General features: G+C 35.4%; 14 protein-coding genes. 6 read left to right on the forward strand and 8 right to left on the reverse strand.

Going from position 1 to position 13,611, the window contains the following annotated elements; all coding sequences use genetic code 11:
• Positions 1 to 52 precede the first annotated feature (52 nt).
• Positions 53 to 1,123, forward strand: a complete 1,071-nt coding sequence (locus AEQU1_RS05150) for a branched-chain amino acid aminotransferase (RefSeq protein WP_111879331.1) — start codon at positions 53 to 55, stop codon at positions 1,121 to 1,123.
• A gap of 58 nt (positions 1,124 to 1,181) precedes the next feature.
• On the opposite strand, the gene AEQU1_RS05155 is transcribed toward AEQU1_RS05150, so the two are convergent.
• Positions 1,182 to 1,568 (reverse strand): nucleoside triphosphate pyrophosphohydrolase family protein, encoded by a 387-nt coding sequence (locus AEQU1_RS05155; RefSeq protein ID WP_111879333.1) that lies wholly within the window; start codon positions 1,566 to 1,568, stop codon positions 1,182 to 1,184.
• A gap of 46 nt (positions 1,569 to 1,614) precedes the next feature.
• Here AEQU1_RS05155 and AEQU1_RS05160 point away from each other — a divergent pair, with 46 nt between their 5' ends.
• The gene (locus AEQU1_RS05160) at positions 1,615 to 1,803 is read left to right on the forward strand and encodes a hypothetical protein (RefSeq protein ID WP_111879334.1); all 189 of its coding nucleotides are present in this window, start codon (positions 1,615 to 1,617) and stop codon (positions 1,801 to 1,803) included.
• Positions 1,804 to 1,875: 72 nt separating this feature from the next.
• On the opposite strand, the gene AEQU1_RS05165 is transcribed toward AEQU1_RS05160, so the two are convergent.
• Positions 1,876 to 3,915, reverse strand: a complete 2,040-nt coding sequence (locus AEQU1_RS05165) for a dipeptidyl-peptidase 3 family protein (RefSeq protein ID WP_111879336.1) — start codon at positions 3,913 to 3,915, stop codon at positions 1,876 to 1,878.
• A gap of 150 nt (positions 3,916 to 4,065) precedes the next feature.
• Between AEQU1_RS05165 and AEQU1_RS05170 the strand changes: the two genes are divergently transcribed.
• Together AEQU1_RS05170 and crcB are read left to right on the forward strand one after the other, a co-directional pair.
• A complete protein-coding gene (locus tag AEQU1_RS05170) occupies positions 4,066 to 5,121 on the forward strand; it encodes an SRPBCC family protein (protein WP_111879337.1) in 1,056 nt (351 codons plus the stop codon).
• Complete coding sequence (crcB, locus tag AEQU1_RS05175; RefSeq protein ID WP_111879339.1) at positions 5,122 to 5,493, forward strand: fluoride efflux transporter CrcB; 372 nt, start codon at positions 5,122 to 5,124, stop codon at positions 5,491 to 5,493.
• Here crcB and AEQU1_RS05180 read toward each other — a convergent pair.
• Positions 5,490 to 6,095 carry a DUF1684 domain-containing protein gene (locus AEQU1_RS05180; RefSeq protein WP_111879340.1) on the reverse strand — a complete coding sequence of 202 codons (606 nt, stop codon included), beginning with the start codon at positions 6,093 to 6,095 and terminating at the stop codon, positions 5,490 to 5,492. The two genes, crcB and AEQU1_RS05180, sit on opposite strands and share 4 nt — an antisense overlap.
• Positions 6,096 to 6,545: 450 nt before the next feature.
• On the opposite strand from AEQU1_RS05180, the gene AEQU1_RS05185 reads away from it, so the two are divergent.
• Positions 6,546 to 7,769 (forward strand): MFS transporter, encoded by a 1,224-nt coding sequence (locus AEQU1_RS05185; RefSeq protein WP_111879342.1) that lies wholly within the window; start codon positions 6,546 to 6,548, stop codon positions 7,767 to 7,769.
• Positions 7,770 to 7,772: 3 nt separating this feature from the next.
• On the opposite strand, the gene AEQU1_RS05190 is transcribed toward AEQU1_RS05185, so the two are convergent.
• Both AEQU1_RS05190 and AEQU1_RS05195 read right to left on the reverse strand, forming a co-directional pair.
• Positions 7,773 to 7,976, reverse strand: a complete 204-nt coding sequence (locus tag AEQU1_RS05190; protein ID WP_111879343.1) for a DUF1328 domain-containing protein — start codon at positions 7,974 to 7,976, stop codon at positions 7,773 to 7,775.
• Between the two features lie 113 nt (positions 7,977 to 8,089).
• Positions 8,090 to 8,533, reverse strand: coding sequence for an Lrp/AsnC family transcriptional regulator (locus AEQU1_RS05195; RefSeq protein ID WP_111879345.1), 444 nt, complete (start codon positions 8,531 to 8,533; stop codon positions 8,090 to 8,092).
• A 126-nt stretch (positions 8,534 to 8,659) separates the two neighbouring features.
• On the opposite strand from AEQU1_RS05195, the gene AEQU1_RS05200 reads away from it, so the two are divergent.
• On the forward strand, positions 8,660 to 9,055 hold the full coding sequence (locus AEQU1_RS05200; protein ID WP_111879347.1) for a hypothetical protein: 396 nt from the start codon (positions 8,660 to 8,662) through the stop codon (positions 9,053 to 9,055).
• Positions 9,056 to 9,150: 95 nt separating this feature from the next.
• On the opposite strand, the gene AEQU1_RS05205 is transcribed toward AEQU1_RS05200, so the two are convergent.
• The 3 genes from AEQU1_RS05205 to AEQU1_RS05215 are packed head-to-tail and all read right to left on the reverse strand — an operon-like array spanning position 9,151 to position 13,592.
• Entirely contained in the window at positions 9,151 to 9,609 is a 459-nt protein-coding gene (locus AEQU1_RS05205; protein WP_111879348.1) for an RES family NAD+ phosphorylase, read from the reverse strand.
• Between the two features lie 2 nt (positions 9,610 to 9,611).
• Complete coding sequence (locus tag AEQU1_RS05210) at positions 9,612 to 10,112, reverse strand: antitoxin Xre/MbcA/ParS toxin-binding domain-containing protein (RefSeq protein WP_111879350.1); 501 nt, start codon at positions 10,110 to 10,112, stop codon at positions 9,612 to 9,614.
• 54 nt (positions 10,113 to 10,166) lie between these two features.
• Complete coding sequence (locus AEQU1_RS05215) at positions 10,167 to 13,592, reverse strand: methylmalonyl-CoA mutase family protein (RefSeq protein WP_111879351.1); 3,426 nt, start codon at positions 13,590 to 13,592, stop codon at positions 10,167 to 10,169.
• Positions 13,593 to 13,611: the final 19 nt, after the last annotated feature.

Consider the following 13,611-nt stretch of genomic DNA (forward strand, 5'->3'; position numbering starts at 1 on the left):
TTTTAAATGGATTAAATTTTACCTATTTTTACCAAATAAACTATTTATTTAAATGAATTCTTCAGCCACACAAAAACTAAATATACAAAAAGTTGAATCTTCCAGAATTGGGCAAGTAGACTTTAGCAACTTAACTTTTGGTAGTACCTTTAGTGATCACATGTTTGAATGTGATTATAAAGACGGTACGTGGCAAAATCCAACAATCAAGCCCTATGGGCCGCTTACCATTTCACCCGCAGCCAAGGTTTTTCATTATGGGCAAGCCGTTTTTGAAGGGATGAAAGCATATAAAGATGATAACGGCAAAGTTTGGCTCTTTAGACCTCAAGAGAATTTTTTACGAATTAATAAATCTTCGGTAAGAATGGCAATGCCAGAATTTCCGAGAGATATTTTCTTTGATGCTTTAACCACGCTTGTAAAAATGGACAAAGACTGGATAAAACCGGGACTTGGCAATTCACTTTACATTCGGCCTTTTGTAATGGCAACGCAAGTTGGCGTAGGCGCATCGCCTTCAACGGAATATAAATTTATGATTTTGATGTCGCCAGCACAAGCGTATTATACCGGTGATGTTAAAGTTGTTATTGCAGATCATTATAGCCGTTCTGCAAATGGTGGCGTAGGAGCCGCAAAAGCTGCCGGAAACTATGGCGCACAATTTTTCCCTACAAACCTTGCTCGTGAAAAAGGATTTCAACAGGTAATCTGGACAGATGCAAACAATCATGAATATTTGGAAGAAGCAGGAACAATGAACGTTTTTTTCAGAGTAAATGATACCCTATTGACCGCTCCCATCAGTGATAGAATATTGGACGGTGTAACTAGAAAAAGTGTAATTGCGCTTGCAAAACAAGATAATATAAAGGTTGAAGAAAGACCCGTTTTAGTTTCAGAAATTGTTGAAGCGGCAAAAAATGGTAGTCTTAAAGAAATATTTGGTGCTGGTACTGCCGCCGTTATAAGTCCTGTTTGTGCTTTTAGCTACAAAGAGGATACTTTCGACCTTGAAAAACAGGACGATGGTTTTGCTGCCCGTTTCAAAAAAGAACTTTTGGATATTCAATACAACCGCAGTGAAGATCCTTTTGATTGGAGATTTGAAGTTGTTTAAAACAATTTAATATATTTAATAAAAGACCCAAAACATATGCTTTGGGTCTTTTGCTTTTCTATTTTTCGAGAATTTCCTTAATATTCGGCTTAAAATAGTTTGGGCCTTTTAAAACTTTTCCGTCCTCGCGGTAAATTGGTTTTCCATCCGCACCCAGTTTGCTCATGTTGCTTCGTTGTATTTCGTTAAAAACTTCTTCAATCTTGTGTTGCATTCCGTGTTCTATTATTGTACCGCAGAGAATATAGAGCATATCGCCAAGCGCATCGGCCACTTCAACCAAATCATCATTATTAGCAGCTTCCAAATATTCCTCGTTTTCTTCTCGCATCAGTTCATAACGCAGTAGGTTTTTTTTTATTCCAAGATTCGCCGCAGGCGATTCCTTCATTCCGAGACCAAAAGCTTTGTGAAATTCGGAAACTGCGGCTATTTTATTCTTCATATTTAAAGTTTAAGGTTGTAAATTTGTTCTGTAAAACTACAAATTTATGTTTACTACCGGCCAGTTGGTTTTTGCTATTCTATTTTTTATTGTGTTCGTCTTCGTAATGATTTATAGCTATCGCGGTGATAAAAAACTTCATAAGAAACAATATAAAGGGAGCCTTTGGATTTTATTGGGTTTTATTGCTTTTATAATATTTCTATTGGCAATAAAAACTTATTTAAAAGACTAATATTAGATTGTTTAATACAAAAAAGCTCTTCGGATAATCGAAGAGCTTTTTTTATTTGAATTAAATATGACTTTAATTTGTTGCAGGCAAATTGCTATAGTTTTCAGAATAAAATAACATCTGTTCAGCAAATGTTTTTGGCTGCTCAATAGTAAAACTTTCAATCTCTCCATTATCGTCCATTTTTGGAACTAATACTGGATTTACAAACCCGCTGTATGGCGCAGAAGTAAACTGTTTATTGCGATCTAAAATTTCTTTATGAAGGTTTTGATCTACTTTTACACCGTAAGTTTCAACTAAATGTTCTACTGCTGCGTAATCGCCTTCGCTCTTAATTCTTTGTGTTTCTCGAAGTAATTGGCCAAACAAGTCGTGTAATTTTTCATAATCGTTGATGTTGTAATAGGTTTTTCCGTCGCGAGTAATTTTTTCAATTACATTATCGGCTTTTCCTTTTTCAAAAACCCAAGCTGAAACCCATTGGCGGTTACGCATGTGTGCTTCTTCAACGTCATCACCCAAATTTAAACGAATTAACTGCGTCATCAAACCATTGCGTATGTAACCGTCATAAGCAGCCATTCCAACTTTTTTCCAATCTTCAACCAAGCCAAGTTCCTGTAGTTTTGGATTGTATAAATAGTAAAGACCTACCAAATCTGCGCGGCCTTCTTCTAAAGTAGAAGCATAATTTTTTAGGGTTTCTTTGGTTTCACCAACGCCAGGATTTAACTGCCCGGAAGCATGTCCAATCACTTCGTGAAGCGCAGTATGAAGTTTATCTGCAATTTGACCGTATTTTTCTTCAAGTTCCAGTTCTGTAGAATCGTTGACGAATTCCTTCAATCGTCCCGTAGTTCCTGCGTTATTGTAAGCTTCAATTATATTTCCCAGAGAAACAGATTTACTTCCCACTTCTGCGCGAATCCAGTTTGCGTTTGGAAGGTTTACTCCAATTGGAGTACTTGGAGAAGAATCCCCAGCTTCACCGGCAACATTAACAACTTTATACGTCACCCCAACAACATTTTTCTTTTTATGCTCTGGCATTAATGGTGAATTGTCTTCAAACCATTGCGCGTTTGAAGAAACAACCGACATTTTTTCAGACATATCAAAATCCTTTATTTGAACAACAGTTTCGTAGGAGCCGCGATAACCCATTGGATCGTTGTAAACTTCAATAAAGCTGTTTATATAATCAATGTTTCCTTCGGTTGCAGCTGTCCAAGCTACGTTATAGTCATCCCAAGTTTGAAGACTACCTGTTTTATAATATTGAATTAATAGACCCAGCGCGTCTCCTTGTGCTTTGTTTTCAGCAACACCTTGCGCTTTTTCAAGCCATTCAATAATTTTGTCTATAGCAGGGCCATAAAGTCCGCCAGATTTATAAACCAATTCCTTAAGTTGACCATTTTCTTTAACTAATTTGGAATTCAAACCGTATGAAAGTGGTTTTTTGGGGTCTGGAGATTTCATTTTTGAATAGAAATTTTCCACATCTTTATTGGTTACTTCCGGGCCATAAAAGTTAACGGCGCTCTCCAATACATTATCTACTCCTTTTGCTTGGTTTACTTTTTTGAAATCTTTATCATTAAAAATAATATCAAAAGCTTCGCCTTCCAAAGTTGTATTGGTATCTGTCAAAAGTTGTTTTAGATAGTCTGAAGAAAAATCTGGCTTCATTTTATCATTGGAATAATGATGGTGAATACCATTACTGAACCACACTCTTTTCAAATAAATTTCAAAATTTTTCCAGTCTTCAGTAGTTTTGTCACCTTCATAATTGGTATAAATGTTTTCTAAAGCTTTTCTTATGGTAAGATTGTAGCGATAGTTTTGATCCCACATAATATCCCTCCCAGCTAATCCAGCTTGGGTAAGATAATAAACAAGTTTTTGTTCTTTTAGGGTAAGTTGTTCCCAACCTGAAATTTGGTAACGTAAAACTTTTACGTCGCCAAACTGCTCTACATTGTAATCAAATTCTGTGGAAGCTACTGTTTCCACTTGGGCCACATCTTTTTCCTCCTTATTTTCCTTACAGGAAAAAAAGAATAAACCAGACATTGCCATTGCTATTAAAAAGGTGCTCTTCATTTTAAGAAATTTTAGATTTCCGCAAATGTACTAAAATATTTTCCGCAATATTAAATGAGTGAAACTTCAAAAAGATTGTAACTCCTGATTTTCAAAAGCATCAATGAAATTTCCTTATCTTAGCCCAACCAATCAACACCTCGCTAAAACATGAAAATAATAAAATACTTACTTTTTCTTATTCTTCTAATAATTATTGGCAGCGCTATCTTTTTCGGAACAAAGGACGGCAACTATGATATTCAGGATTCCTTGGTTATCCAGGCGCCACCCGAAGTTATTTTCAACAAAGTGAATGATTATAAAAGTTGGGAAAATTGGGGACCTTGGAAAAAGGAAGATTCCACAATGACTTTCACATATGCTGAAAAAACCTCAGGTGAGGGTGCATCCTATTCTTGGGATGGCGATATGAGTGGGTCTATGATGACTACGAAAGTAATTCCCAATAAAGAAATTGAACAAGACTTAACACTTAACACACCAGCCGGAGAACGGAACCCACAAGTATATTGGACCTTTGAAGAAGTTGACGGCGGAACCAAAGTAACCTGGGGAATGAAAGGCGAGCATACCTTGATTGATAAGGCATACTATTCTCTAAGCGGATTTGATTTTAATGCCTCGATGCACCAAATGAAAAAAGCAGGTTTAGAAGGTATTGCCGCAGAAGTGGCCGAAGATATGAAACAGTACTCTATAAATGTTGATGGTGTTTCCCAATATGGCGGTGGTTATTATATGTATACAACTTCTGTTGCAAAACAGGATGAACTGAACGAAAAAATGCAACCAATGATGGATTTGGTAATGGGATTCATTACAAAAAACAATCTTAATATGGCAGGAAACCCATTTACCATATATAACGAAATAGACAACTCAAACAACACCTTTATTTTCTCAACTGGAGTTCCCGTTAAAGAACAAGTAATTACTCCAGAGGGCAGCCCCGTTGTTTGTGGTTTTATGGAACCAGTCTCAGCTGTTAAAACATCATTAAAAGGAGATTATAAACACCTATCTGAAGCTTATACAAAAGCAAGACAATACATAGAGAAGAACAGCCTTCAAAGTGATCCGAATGGAAAAATGTTTGAGGTTTACATAACCAATCCCGAAGAAACTCCAAATCCCGCCGAATGGCTGACGGAAATTTACATCCCAATAATTTCAAATCCAGAACTTGTTGAAGAAGGAATTTAGATGAAGCAATTAGCATTGGTCTTTATAGGTGGCGGTCTTGGAAGTACACTTCGGTACGGACTTTCCAAATATTTAAATAGTTTTGAAACGGGAATACCCTATGGAACTTTTATTGCGAATATTTTAGGAAGTTTATTAATTGGAGTAATCCTGGGTCTTGCATTAAAGAATGAAACACTTTCTTCCAATACGGTTTTATTTTTGGCCACGGGTTTTTGTGGCGGATTTACAACGTTTTCAACCTTCGCTTATGAAAATCATGTTTTTTTAAAAACGGGTGATTTTATGTCGTTTGCACTCTATACAATTGCAAGTTTTGTGATAGGTTTTGCAATGGTCTTTTTAGGAATGTGGTTGGTAAAGTTTCTTTAATGTTTTCCAAAAGCTTTTACTCCTGCTTCAATCCTAATTAAAAGATCATTCTCTTTTGGTGGAATTGGGCATGAATATCGCACACTATAAGCACAGTATGGATTATAGGCTTTATTGAAATCAATAATAATTGTATCTCCTTCGGGTATTCTTTGATCTAAAAATCTTCCACCGCCGTAAGAACCATCACCACTAGTTAAATCTGTAAACGGCAGAAATAGATAATCTTCATAATCAGGTTCATCATATGGCTGCACGCTTTTAAAAAGGTTCAAAACAAAATCTTTCCCGTGCATGGTAAAATGTGCTTCTCCATATTTTACATATTCCGGCAAACGAGCAGTGGTTGTGGGCATTAAAAATGGTTTTTCATCTGGTGTTCGCACAAACTTGGCTTCAACAATAAATTTTTCATCTATTGGATAAAATTCCAAACCGTGAAAATCTTTAAAATCTTCAGGTTCCAAAATAGTTGTTTCAGGATTGCTAAACTCTTCATTCAACTCTAATTGTGCAGCTTTGCTTTCGGAAATAAGAGCTTCATCTTGAGCGGAAACAACGATACTGAAAAGCAAAAGCGAAAGAAAAAATAAGTTCTTCATGATTAGTTTTTAGTAAAAATAGAAAACAATTCCATACTTCATGATAAATTCAATTATTTGGAATAAAGAAATTTTATGAAACATCTTCCCCCAAAACTATCTACCAACTGGCTTGAAAAGTTTTTAAAAACAAATGAAAGCTTATACAAAACCCGGCTTTATTAGAATGTGGATACGCATGATAAAGCAGCTATCAGATTGGTGATGAATTTAAAAAGAGTTCTGGATTAGAAATGAAAAAATAATTAGGACAATAAATATTTTCACTACATTTGATTTTTAAATTAATAAAAAAATGAAAAATAGAACATACACCTATCGACCAACCCAGGTCATTTCTGGAAAGAAATGTCGGCGATGTATGTATTGATTATATAGAAATAAATTTATTCAATATAAAAACGTCCCGGCAACAACCGGGACGTTTTACATTTATAGCATCAACCAATAATGAAAAAAATATACACCAACTATTTAGCAAACTTTCGGGGACTTTCCCGAGAAATCTGGCTCTTGTCTTTGGTGACCTTCATCAATCGGGCAGGTGCGATGGTGATCCCGTTTTTGTCTTTGTATCTCATAAATGTTGAAGGATTTACCTTGCCACAAGTGGGTTGGATTATGTCCTGTTTTGGCTTGGGTTCTTTAGTTGGAACATACATAGGTGGCAGATTAACAGATTCTATTGGTTTTTACAAGGTTATTCTTGCAAGTCTTTTTATGGGCGGAATCGGGTTTATATTGCTTCAATTAATAAGTAGTTTTCATGCATTTTGTATTGGTGTTTTTTTATTGACACTAATGGCAGATGCAGGACGGCCTGCAATTTTTGTTGCGGCAGATGCATATAGTAAACCTGGAAATATCACTCGAGGTATTGCTTTAATACGCCTTGCTATAAATTTAGGTTTCTCAATTGGCCCATTGATTGGAGGATTGATTATTGCAAATATTAATTACACCTCCCTTTTTTGGATTGATGGCATTACGTGTACGATTGCATCTTTAGGAGTATTTATTTTATTAAAACCAAAAAAACTAAAAGAGAGAAACTTTGAAAAAATTGTGGTTATAAAACAAGGATTACCGCCATATTTAAACAAACTCTTTGTAGTGTTTTTCTTAATAATGGTGGCATATAGTCTGGCTTTTGTGCAATATTTTTCAGTAATGCCTTTGTATTATGAAAAAGTGCATTTTCTTTCTGAAGATGTTATAGGCTGGCTCATGTTTATAAATGGAGCGACAATTGTTATTTTTGAAATGCCATTGATTGGCTGGTTGGACAGAAAAAAGGTGTCAAAAACTATGGCTACTTTTTGGGGAATCTTCTTTTTAGGTCTAAGCTTTTTGGTTTTGAATCTTACAAACTGGAGCGGAATTCTAATTATTGCCATGTTATTGATGACGCTGGGAGAAATGATAGGATTTCCTTTTTCAAATGCGCTGGCACTGGAGATGGCACCGAAAGGACGGAAAGGAAGTTATATGGGTTTGTACAGTATGAGTTTTAGCTTTGCACATTTAATTGGACATAACGGAGGGATGAATATGGTTAACAATTTCGGATATTTTAATACTTGGACAGTGTTTACAATATTTCTTCTTCTATTAGGTGGAGCAACAATTTGGCTATATTTTCTTTTGAAGAAAGCTGAATTAAAAAATGTCTGATCTTTAGTTTCTAAAATTAGAATCCTTTTTTATTTTCCTTTTTTTTCTAATGACAATAACCGCATCCAAGCAGGAAATCATAAGTGCTATTCCTGCAAAAAGACATATTATTCTAACTATGGTATCTCCAGGAAATTCCAAACCAGTAAACCCCAAAAGTGCGGAAATAATAGTAATTATTAAAAAATGAATTGTATAGTTTTTCATATTTCGATAAATTTCAAAATTCAGATTTATTTTAATTTTTAATAAAAGTAAATTAACAGGCTGTTATAAATCTTAATAAGAATCCAATTATGACATTTTTAACGTTAGAAAATTTATTTCCAAGGTTTTAAATCATTATTTTTTACCACATGTGAAAGAACTATTTGCGTCTTTGTTTCGCCATAGACAATAAGTTGGTCAATAAATGTTTCTAAATGTTTTTGATTTTTTAGGACCACCTCCATAACTATATTTTCATTCCCAGTAATGCGGTAACAGTTTAAAACCTCATCATAGGTTTTAACAATTTCAAGAAAAGGTTTCAACTTCCCCATAAATGCACGCAGGGTAATTATAGCTTTAAACTGATATCCCGCTTCAAGAGATGAAACCACTGTAAAATAACCATTAATGATACCAGAATCTTCCATTTTTTTTATACGTTCAGCCACTGCTGGAGAACTAATTCCTACTTTTCTGCCAATCTCCGTATTTGGTTGTCGGGCATTTTTCTGAAGACAATTCAGTATTTTCCAGTTTAGGGAATCTATACTCATATTAAAGTTTTAAACTAAATTAACATATAATTTAAAGCAAATATATCAAATTACTTTAATATCTATTGCGTAAAGACAATGCTTGTCATTAAATTTGATATGCTATAAAAAAATTAGAAAAGAAAAATGTCGCCCCATTCTTTTGGAAACAATCCGCAGTCTGCCGTTTATAAAAAAGCGTTGGAAATATTTGCCTTATCAAGGCATATTTCTTACTACTTAAGCCATGATTTGGCTTACCTTCAAAGAAACGGCAAGGAAGATGAAAATATATATTTCACGGGCGATATCGTGCAACAATCCGTTTCCCTTGCACCACAAATATTGAAAGCGGAAAGTCAATCTTTTTCAGAAGAAAAGCATAAGTATGCAACATCAGTAATGCGACTCTCAAATTTGCTTTACAAAAACTGCGAACGATTAGAGCGAATTAATAGCAATGGAAAAGATTTCTTGCCATTACTTCGAAAAGAAATTAAGAAATTCAGAAAGTTGCAACATACTTGGAGGCTGACTCTTTAAATTTTCAAATTTTCTACTCTAATTTTTCGCAAAATAGTTTTGAAAACATCACAACTCCTAAATTCCCTTTTTATAATTTTTATTAAAAATATAGATTAACGCAACAATCGTGGGTCAAAATCCATTTTATCAATTTCTATAGTTTTGAGTTTTTTAAAATCCTTATGATGCGGATTGATCAGAATATTATTTTCTCTTTGCAAAACGGCCGAAGGTACTTTTAAAGCCAAGCTTTCTTGTTTTTTTAACCAATTGGAACCAAACAACTGCAACTGGTTTACGGCTTGCTCAGTGCTCCACTTTGGTTTAATAAAATCTATTGACCGAATGGTTTTAATAGATGCATCAGGAATTTCAACCTCTGAGAATGAATAATCCAAGGGAAGCTTTCCGTAGTCTACGTGAACAATAATTTCAAGTAAACACAAAGAAAGATGTTCTGAAAAATAAATTACAGGATCTCCAACCTTGTTCCATCTCCCGCCAAATAGTCGTGAGCCTTCACCCGAAAAATCATGGATATATCTTGTTTTAGCAATTCTGAAAATACGCATTATTATGAAGGAATTCCGTGGGCAATTCGGCCTAAAGTATTTTTAACATATTGTATACCAAACCTCGTATCTAAAAAATCTAGAGGTTTTTGACCATTAAAAATATAAGGCGTAGAATGTAACCATGCTCTAAAATTATCAAGTGTATCAAAAACATCGATACCTTCAGAAACAACCTCGGCAATTTCAAAAAGCTGCTCGGTACTGTAAACACTTAAAAGATCATTATCTTCTTTACGCTGTAAAGTGCGGTGAGAAATATGCAATAACTCACTAAGCCTATCCATAGAAATATCTAGAACTTCACAAATGGAATATGCCACACTCTTAGGCAAACCTTTTCTGGTAATTGTAATAAGGTCTATATCGCTGTTTACTACTTGACCAACTTGACCTACCCCACCCAAGACGCCGACAATTCTATCAAAGGGATTATCAAGCAGATAAAAAACCTCTGGTTCTTTTACCAAGTTTACATCGGTATGTGTTTCGTATTTTTTCATTGTAACGACATTTGACACAAATATACGTATTTTTGTCGTTTCTTAGAAATTATTCTACATATTTCTTCTATACTGACCTCCTACCTCAAAAAGTGCTTCTGTAATTTGCCCCAAAGAACACAGTTTGGTAGCTTCCATTAACTGCTCAAACATATTCTCGTTATGTATAGCTGCTGTTTTTACTTTTTCAATTGAACTTATTGCTTTATCTGAAAACATTTTGTGAAGATTTTTTAATGTTTCTATCTGCACTAATTTTTCTTCTTCGGTGGCGCGAATTACCTCTGCAGGCAGCACTGTAGGTGACCCCTTGCTGCTCAAGAATGTGTTTACACCTATTATTGGAAATTCTCCATTGTGTTTCAAGGTTTCATAATACAAACTTTCTTCTTGAATTTTGCTACGTTGATACATAGTTTCCATAGCTCCCAAAACACCTCCACGCTCAGTTATACTATCAAATTCCTTTAAAACAGCCTCTTCAACAAGATCAGTCAATTCTTCAATAATAAAAGAGCCTTGAATTGGATTTTCATTTTTAGCAAGCCCTAACTCCTTATTTATTATAAGCTGAATTGCCATCGCCCGACGAACACTTTCTTCCGTTGGGGTAGTAATTGCTTCATCGTACGCATTTGTATGCAAAGAATTACAATTATCATAAATTGCATAGAGAGCCTGGAGTGTAGTGCGAATGTCATTAAAATCAATCTCTTGGGCGTGCAACGAACGTCCTGAGGTTTGAATATGATATTTCAACATCTGTGCCCTCGGATTTGCTCCGTATTTTTCTTTAAGTGCTTTTGCCCAGATTTTGCGTGCTACGCGCCCAATTACCGCATATTCCGGATCGATACCATTACTGAAGAAAAAGGAGAGATTTGGTCCAAACTCGTTAATGTCCATACCTCGGCTTAAATAATATTCAACGTATGTAAAACCATTGGAAAGTGTAAAAGCCAACTGGGTAATTGGGTTTGCTCCTGCTTCAGCAATATGGTAGCCACTGATGGAAACCGAATAAAAATTTCGAACTTTTTTCTCAATAAAATACTCTTGTACATCACCCATCAATCGCAATGCAAATTCTGTTGAAAATATACATGTATTTTGAGCTTGGTCCTCCTTTAAAATATCTGCTTGAACAGTACCACGTACTTGTTGAAGGGTTTCGTATTTAATTTTATTATAAATCTCAGCGTTTAAAACTAGGTCACCAGTTACCCCAAGTAACATCAACCCTAGGCCGTTGTTATTTTCTGGAAGTTCACCATGATATTTAGGTCGCTCAATTCCTTTTTCTTTGTAAATAGCTGAAATTTTCTTTTCAACTTCATCGGCCATGCCGTTTTCAACTATATACTTTTCACAATTTTGATCAATGGCAGTATTCATAAAAAATCCAAGCAACATGGGTGCGGGACCGTTAATAGTCATACTTACCGAAGTCATAGGATGGCTCAAATCAAATCCAGAATACAGCTTCTTGGCATCATCCAAACAACAGATGGAAACACCGGCATTACCTATTTTTCCATAAATATCTGGACGATGGTCTGGATCATTTCCATATAGTGTTACACTGTCAAAAGCAGTGGAAAGCCGTTTAGCAGGCAAGCCCATACTCACGTAGTGAAAGCGGCGGTTTGTTCGCTCTGGTCCTCCTTCGCCAGCAAACATACGTGCTGGATCCTCCCCTGTTCTTTTGAATGGATATAGTCCGGAAGTATACGGAAATTCCCCTGGAACATTTTCCTGTAATGTCCACTTTAATATGTCACCCCAGGCTTTATATTTTGGAAGGGCAACTTTGGGGATTTGAGTGTGAGAAAGAGATTCAGTATGAGTTTCAATATTTATTTCTTTTCCACGAACTTTAAAGCTATAAATAGGGTTTTTGTATTTATCTATCTTATTTTCCCAACCGGTGATTATTTCCCAATTATAAGGATCTAAATTCAGCTTTTCACGATCAAATTCAGCTAAAAGCATTTTCAATAAATCTTTGTTTTTTTCTGAATTTACTATTGACTCTGAAACGATTCCAGCTTTATCCAATTTAGGTTTGTCACCCGAAATGGATTCCAAGGTTTTAAATATTCCGTAAAGTTTTTGTGCTACTTCAGATTGATCGTTCGCTTTTTTATCATATGCTCTGTTATTCTCAGAAATTTCTGAGAGATAACGTGTTCGGGAAGGAGGGATTACAAATATTTTTTCGTGCATTTCTTCAGACACATGAAAATCGCTATTAAGATCAGCTTCAGTTTTTTCAGTAATTTCTTTCATTACCGCCTTGTATAATTTATTCATACCCGGGTCGTTAAACTGGGAAGCTATAGTACCATAAACAGGAAGTTTATCCTGAGGAGTTTCCCATAGCTGATGGTTTCGCACGTATTGCTTTTTAACATCGCGAAGTGCATCTAATGAGCCACGTTTATCAAATTTATTTATCGCAACCAAATCAGCAAAATCGAGCATGTCAATTTTTTCTAGCTGGGTTGCAGCACCGAATTCTGGAGTCATAACATATAATGAGACATCACTGTGCTCAATGATTTCTGTATCGCTCTGCCCAATTCCTGAAGTTTCAAGAATAATTAAATCATATTCAGCCGCTTTTAAAACTTCAATTGCTTCTGAAACATATTTCGAAAGTGCCAAGTTACTTTGTCTTGTTGCCAAACTTCTCATATAAACCCTAGGAGAGTTTATAGCATTCATACGAATTCTGTCTCCCAGCAAAGCGCCCCCCGTTTTTCTTTTGGAAGGATCTACGGAAATAATCCCGATAGTTTTTTTTGGAAAATCTATTAAGAACCTTCGCACCAATTCGTCAACCAAAGATGATTTTCCAGCACCACCTGTACCGGTAATCCCCAAAACTGGCGTTGTGATTTTTTTATTTTTAATATGAATTTTATCAAGAGTTTCCTTTGCGACTTCTGGAAAATTTTCTGCTGCAGATATAATTCTGGCAATGGCTCCACTTTCTTTGTTAGACAACTTTGAAAATTCACCATTCAATTTATCACCAATAGCAAAATCTGATTGTTTCACTAAATCATTAATCATTCCCTGTAGGCCCAGCTCACGTCCATCATCTGGTGTATAAATGCGGGTAATGCCATAATCCATTAATTCTTTAATTTCAGAAGGAAGAATAACACCACCGCCCCCTCCAAATATCTTAATATGACTCGCACCCTTTTCACGCAATAAATCATACATATATTTAAAATATTCATTATGCCCCCCTTGATAAGAAGTCAGAGCTATTGCATTAGCGTCTTCTTGAATTGCTGTATTAACAACCTCTTCTACGCTTCTATCATGACCAAGATGTATCACCTCTACTCCGGTGGACTGTATAATACGCCGCATAATATTTATTGCCGCATCGTGCCCATCAAAAAGAGAGGCGGCTGTAACAATTCGCACTTTGTGTTTTGGCTTATAAGGAGTTGTTTGTTGCATAGAATATTTCTTAGTAATA

The sequence above is a fragment of the Aequorivita sp. CIP111184 genome, assembly GCF_900489465.1.
Classification (GTDB): Bacteria; Bacteroidota; Bacteroidia; order Flavobacteriales; family Flavobacteriaceae; genus Aequorivita.

What these genes read in the sequence shown, in the direction of transcription:
- AEQU1_RS05155 (WP_111879333.1), bottom strand. Translation starts at nt 1,568, where the DNA reads ATGAAGAATAAAATAGCCGCAGTTTCCGAATTTCACAAAGCTTTTGGT.
- AEQU1_RS05160 (WP_111879334.1), top strand. Translation starts at nt 1,615, where the DNA reads ATGTTTACTACCGGCCAGTTGGTTTTTGCTATTCTATTTTTTATTGTG.
- AEQU1_RS05190 (WP_111879343.1), bottom strand. Translation starts at nt 7,976, where the DNA reads ATGAAAAACTATACAATTCATTTTTTAATAATTACTATTATTTCCGCA.
- AEQU1_RS05185 (WP_111879342.1), top strand. Translation starts at nt 6,546, where the DNA reads ATGAAAAAAATATACACCAACTATTTAGCAAACTTTCGGGGACTTTCC.
- AEQU1_RS05205 (WP_111879348.1), bottom strand. Translation starts at nt 9,609, where the DNA reads ATGCGTATTTTCAGAATTGCTAAAACAAGATATATCCATGATTTTTCG.
- AEQU1_RS05200 (WP_111879347.1), top strand. Translation starts at nt 8,660, where the DNA reads ATGTCGCCCCATTCTTTTGGAAACAATCCGCAGTCTGCCGTTTATAAA.
- AEQU1_RS05195 (WP_111879345.1), bottom strand. Translation starts at nt 8,533, where the DNA reads ATGAGTATAGATTCCCTAAACTGGAAAATACTGAATTGTCTTCAGAAA.
- AEQU1_RS05165 (WP_111879336.1), bottom strand. Translation starts at nt 3,915, where the DNA reads ATGAAGAGCACCTTTTTAATAGCAATGGCAATGTCTGGTTTATTCTTT.
- crcB (WP_111879339.1), top strand. Translation starts at nt 5,122, where the DNA reads ATGAAGCAATTAGCATTGGTCTTTATAGGTGGCGGTCTTGGAAGTACA.
- AEQU1_RS05215 (WP_111879351.1), bottom strand. Translation starts at nt 13,592, where the DNA reads ATGCAACAAACAACTCCTTATAAGCCAAAACACAAAGTGCGAATTGTT.
- AEQU1_RS05150 (WP_111879331.1), top strand. Translation starts at nt 53, where the DNA reads ATGAATTCTTCAGCCACACAAAAACTAAATATACAAAAAGTTGAATCT.
- AEQU1_RS05170 (WP_111879337.1), top strand. Translation starts at nt 4,066, where the DNA reads ATGAAAATAATAAAATACTTACTTTTTCTTATTCTTCTAATAATTATT.
- AEQU1_RS05210 (WP_111879350.1), bottom strand. Translation starts at nt 10,112, where the DNA reads ATGAAAAAATACGAAACACATACCGATGTAAACTTGGTAAAAGAACCA.
- AEQU1_RS05180 (WP_111879340.1), bottom strand. Translation starts at nt 6,095, where the DNA reads ATGAAGAACTTATTTTTTCTTTCGCTTTTGCTTTTCAGTATCGTTGTT.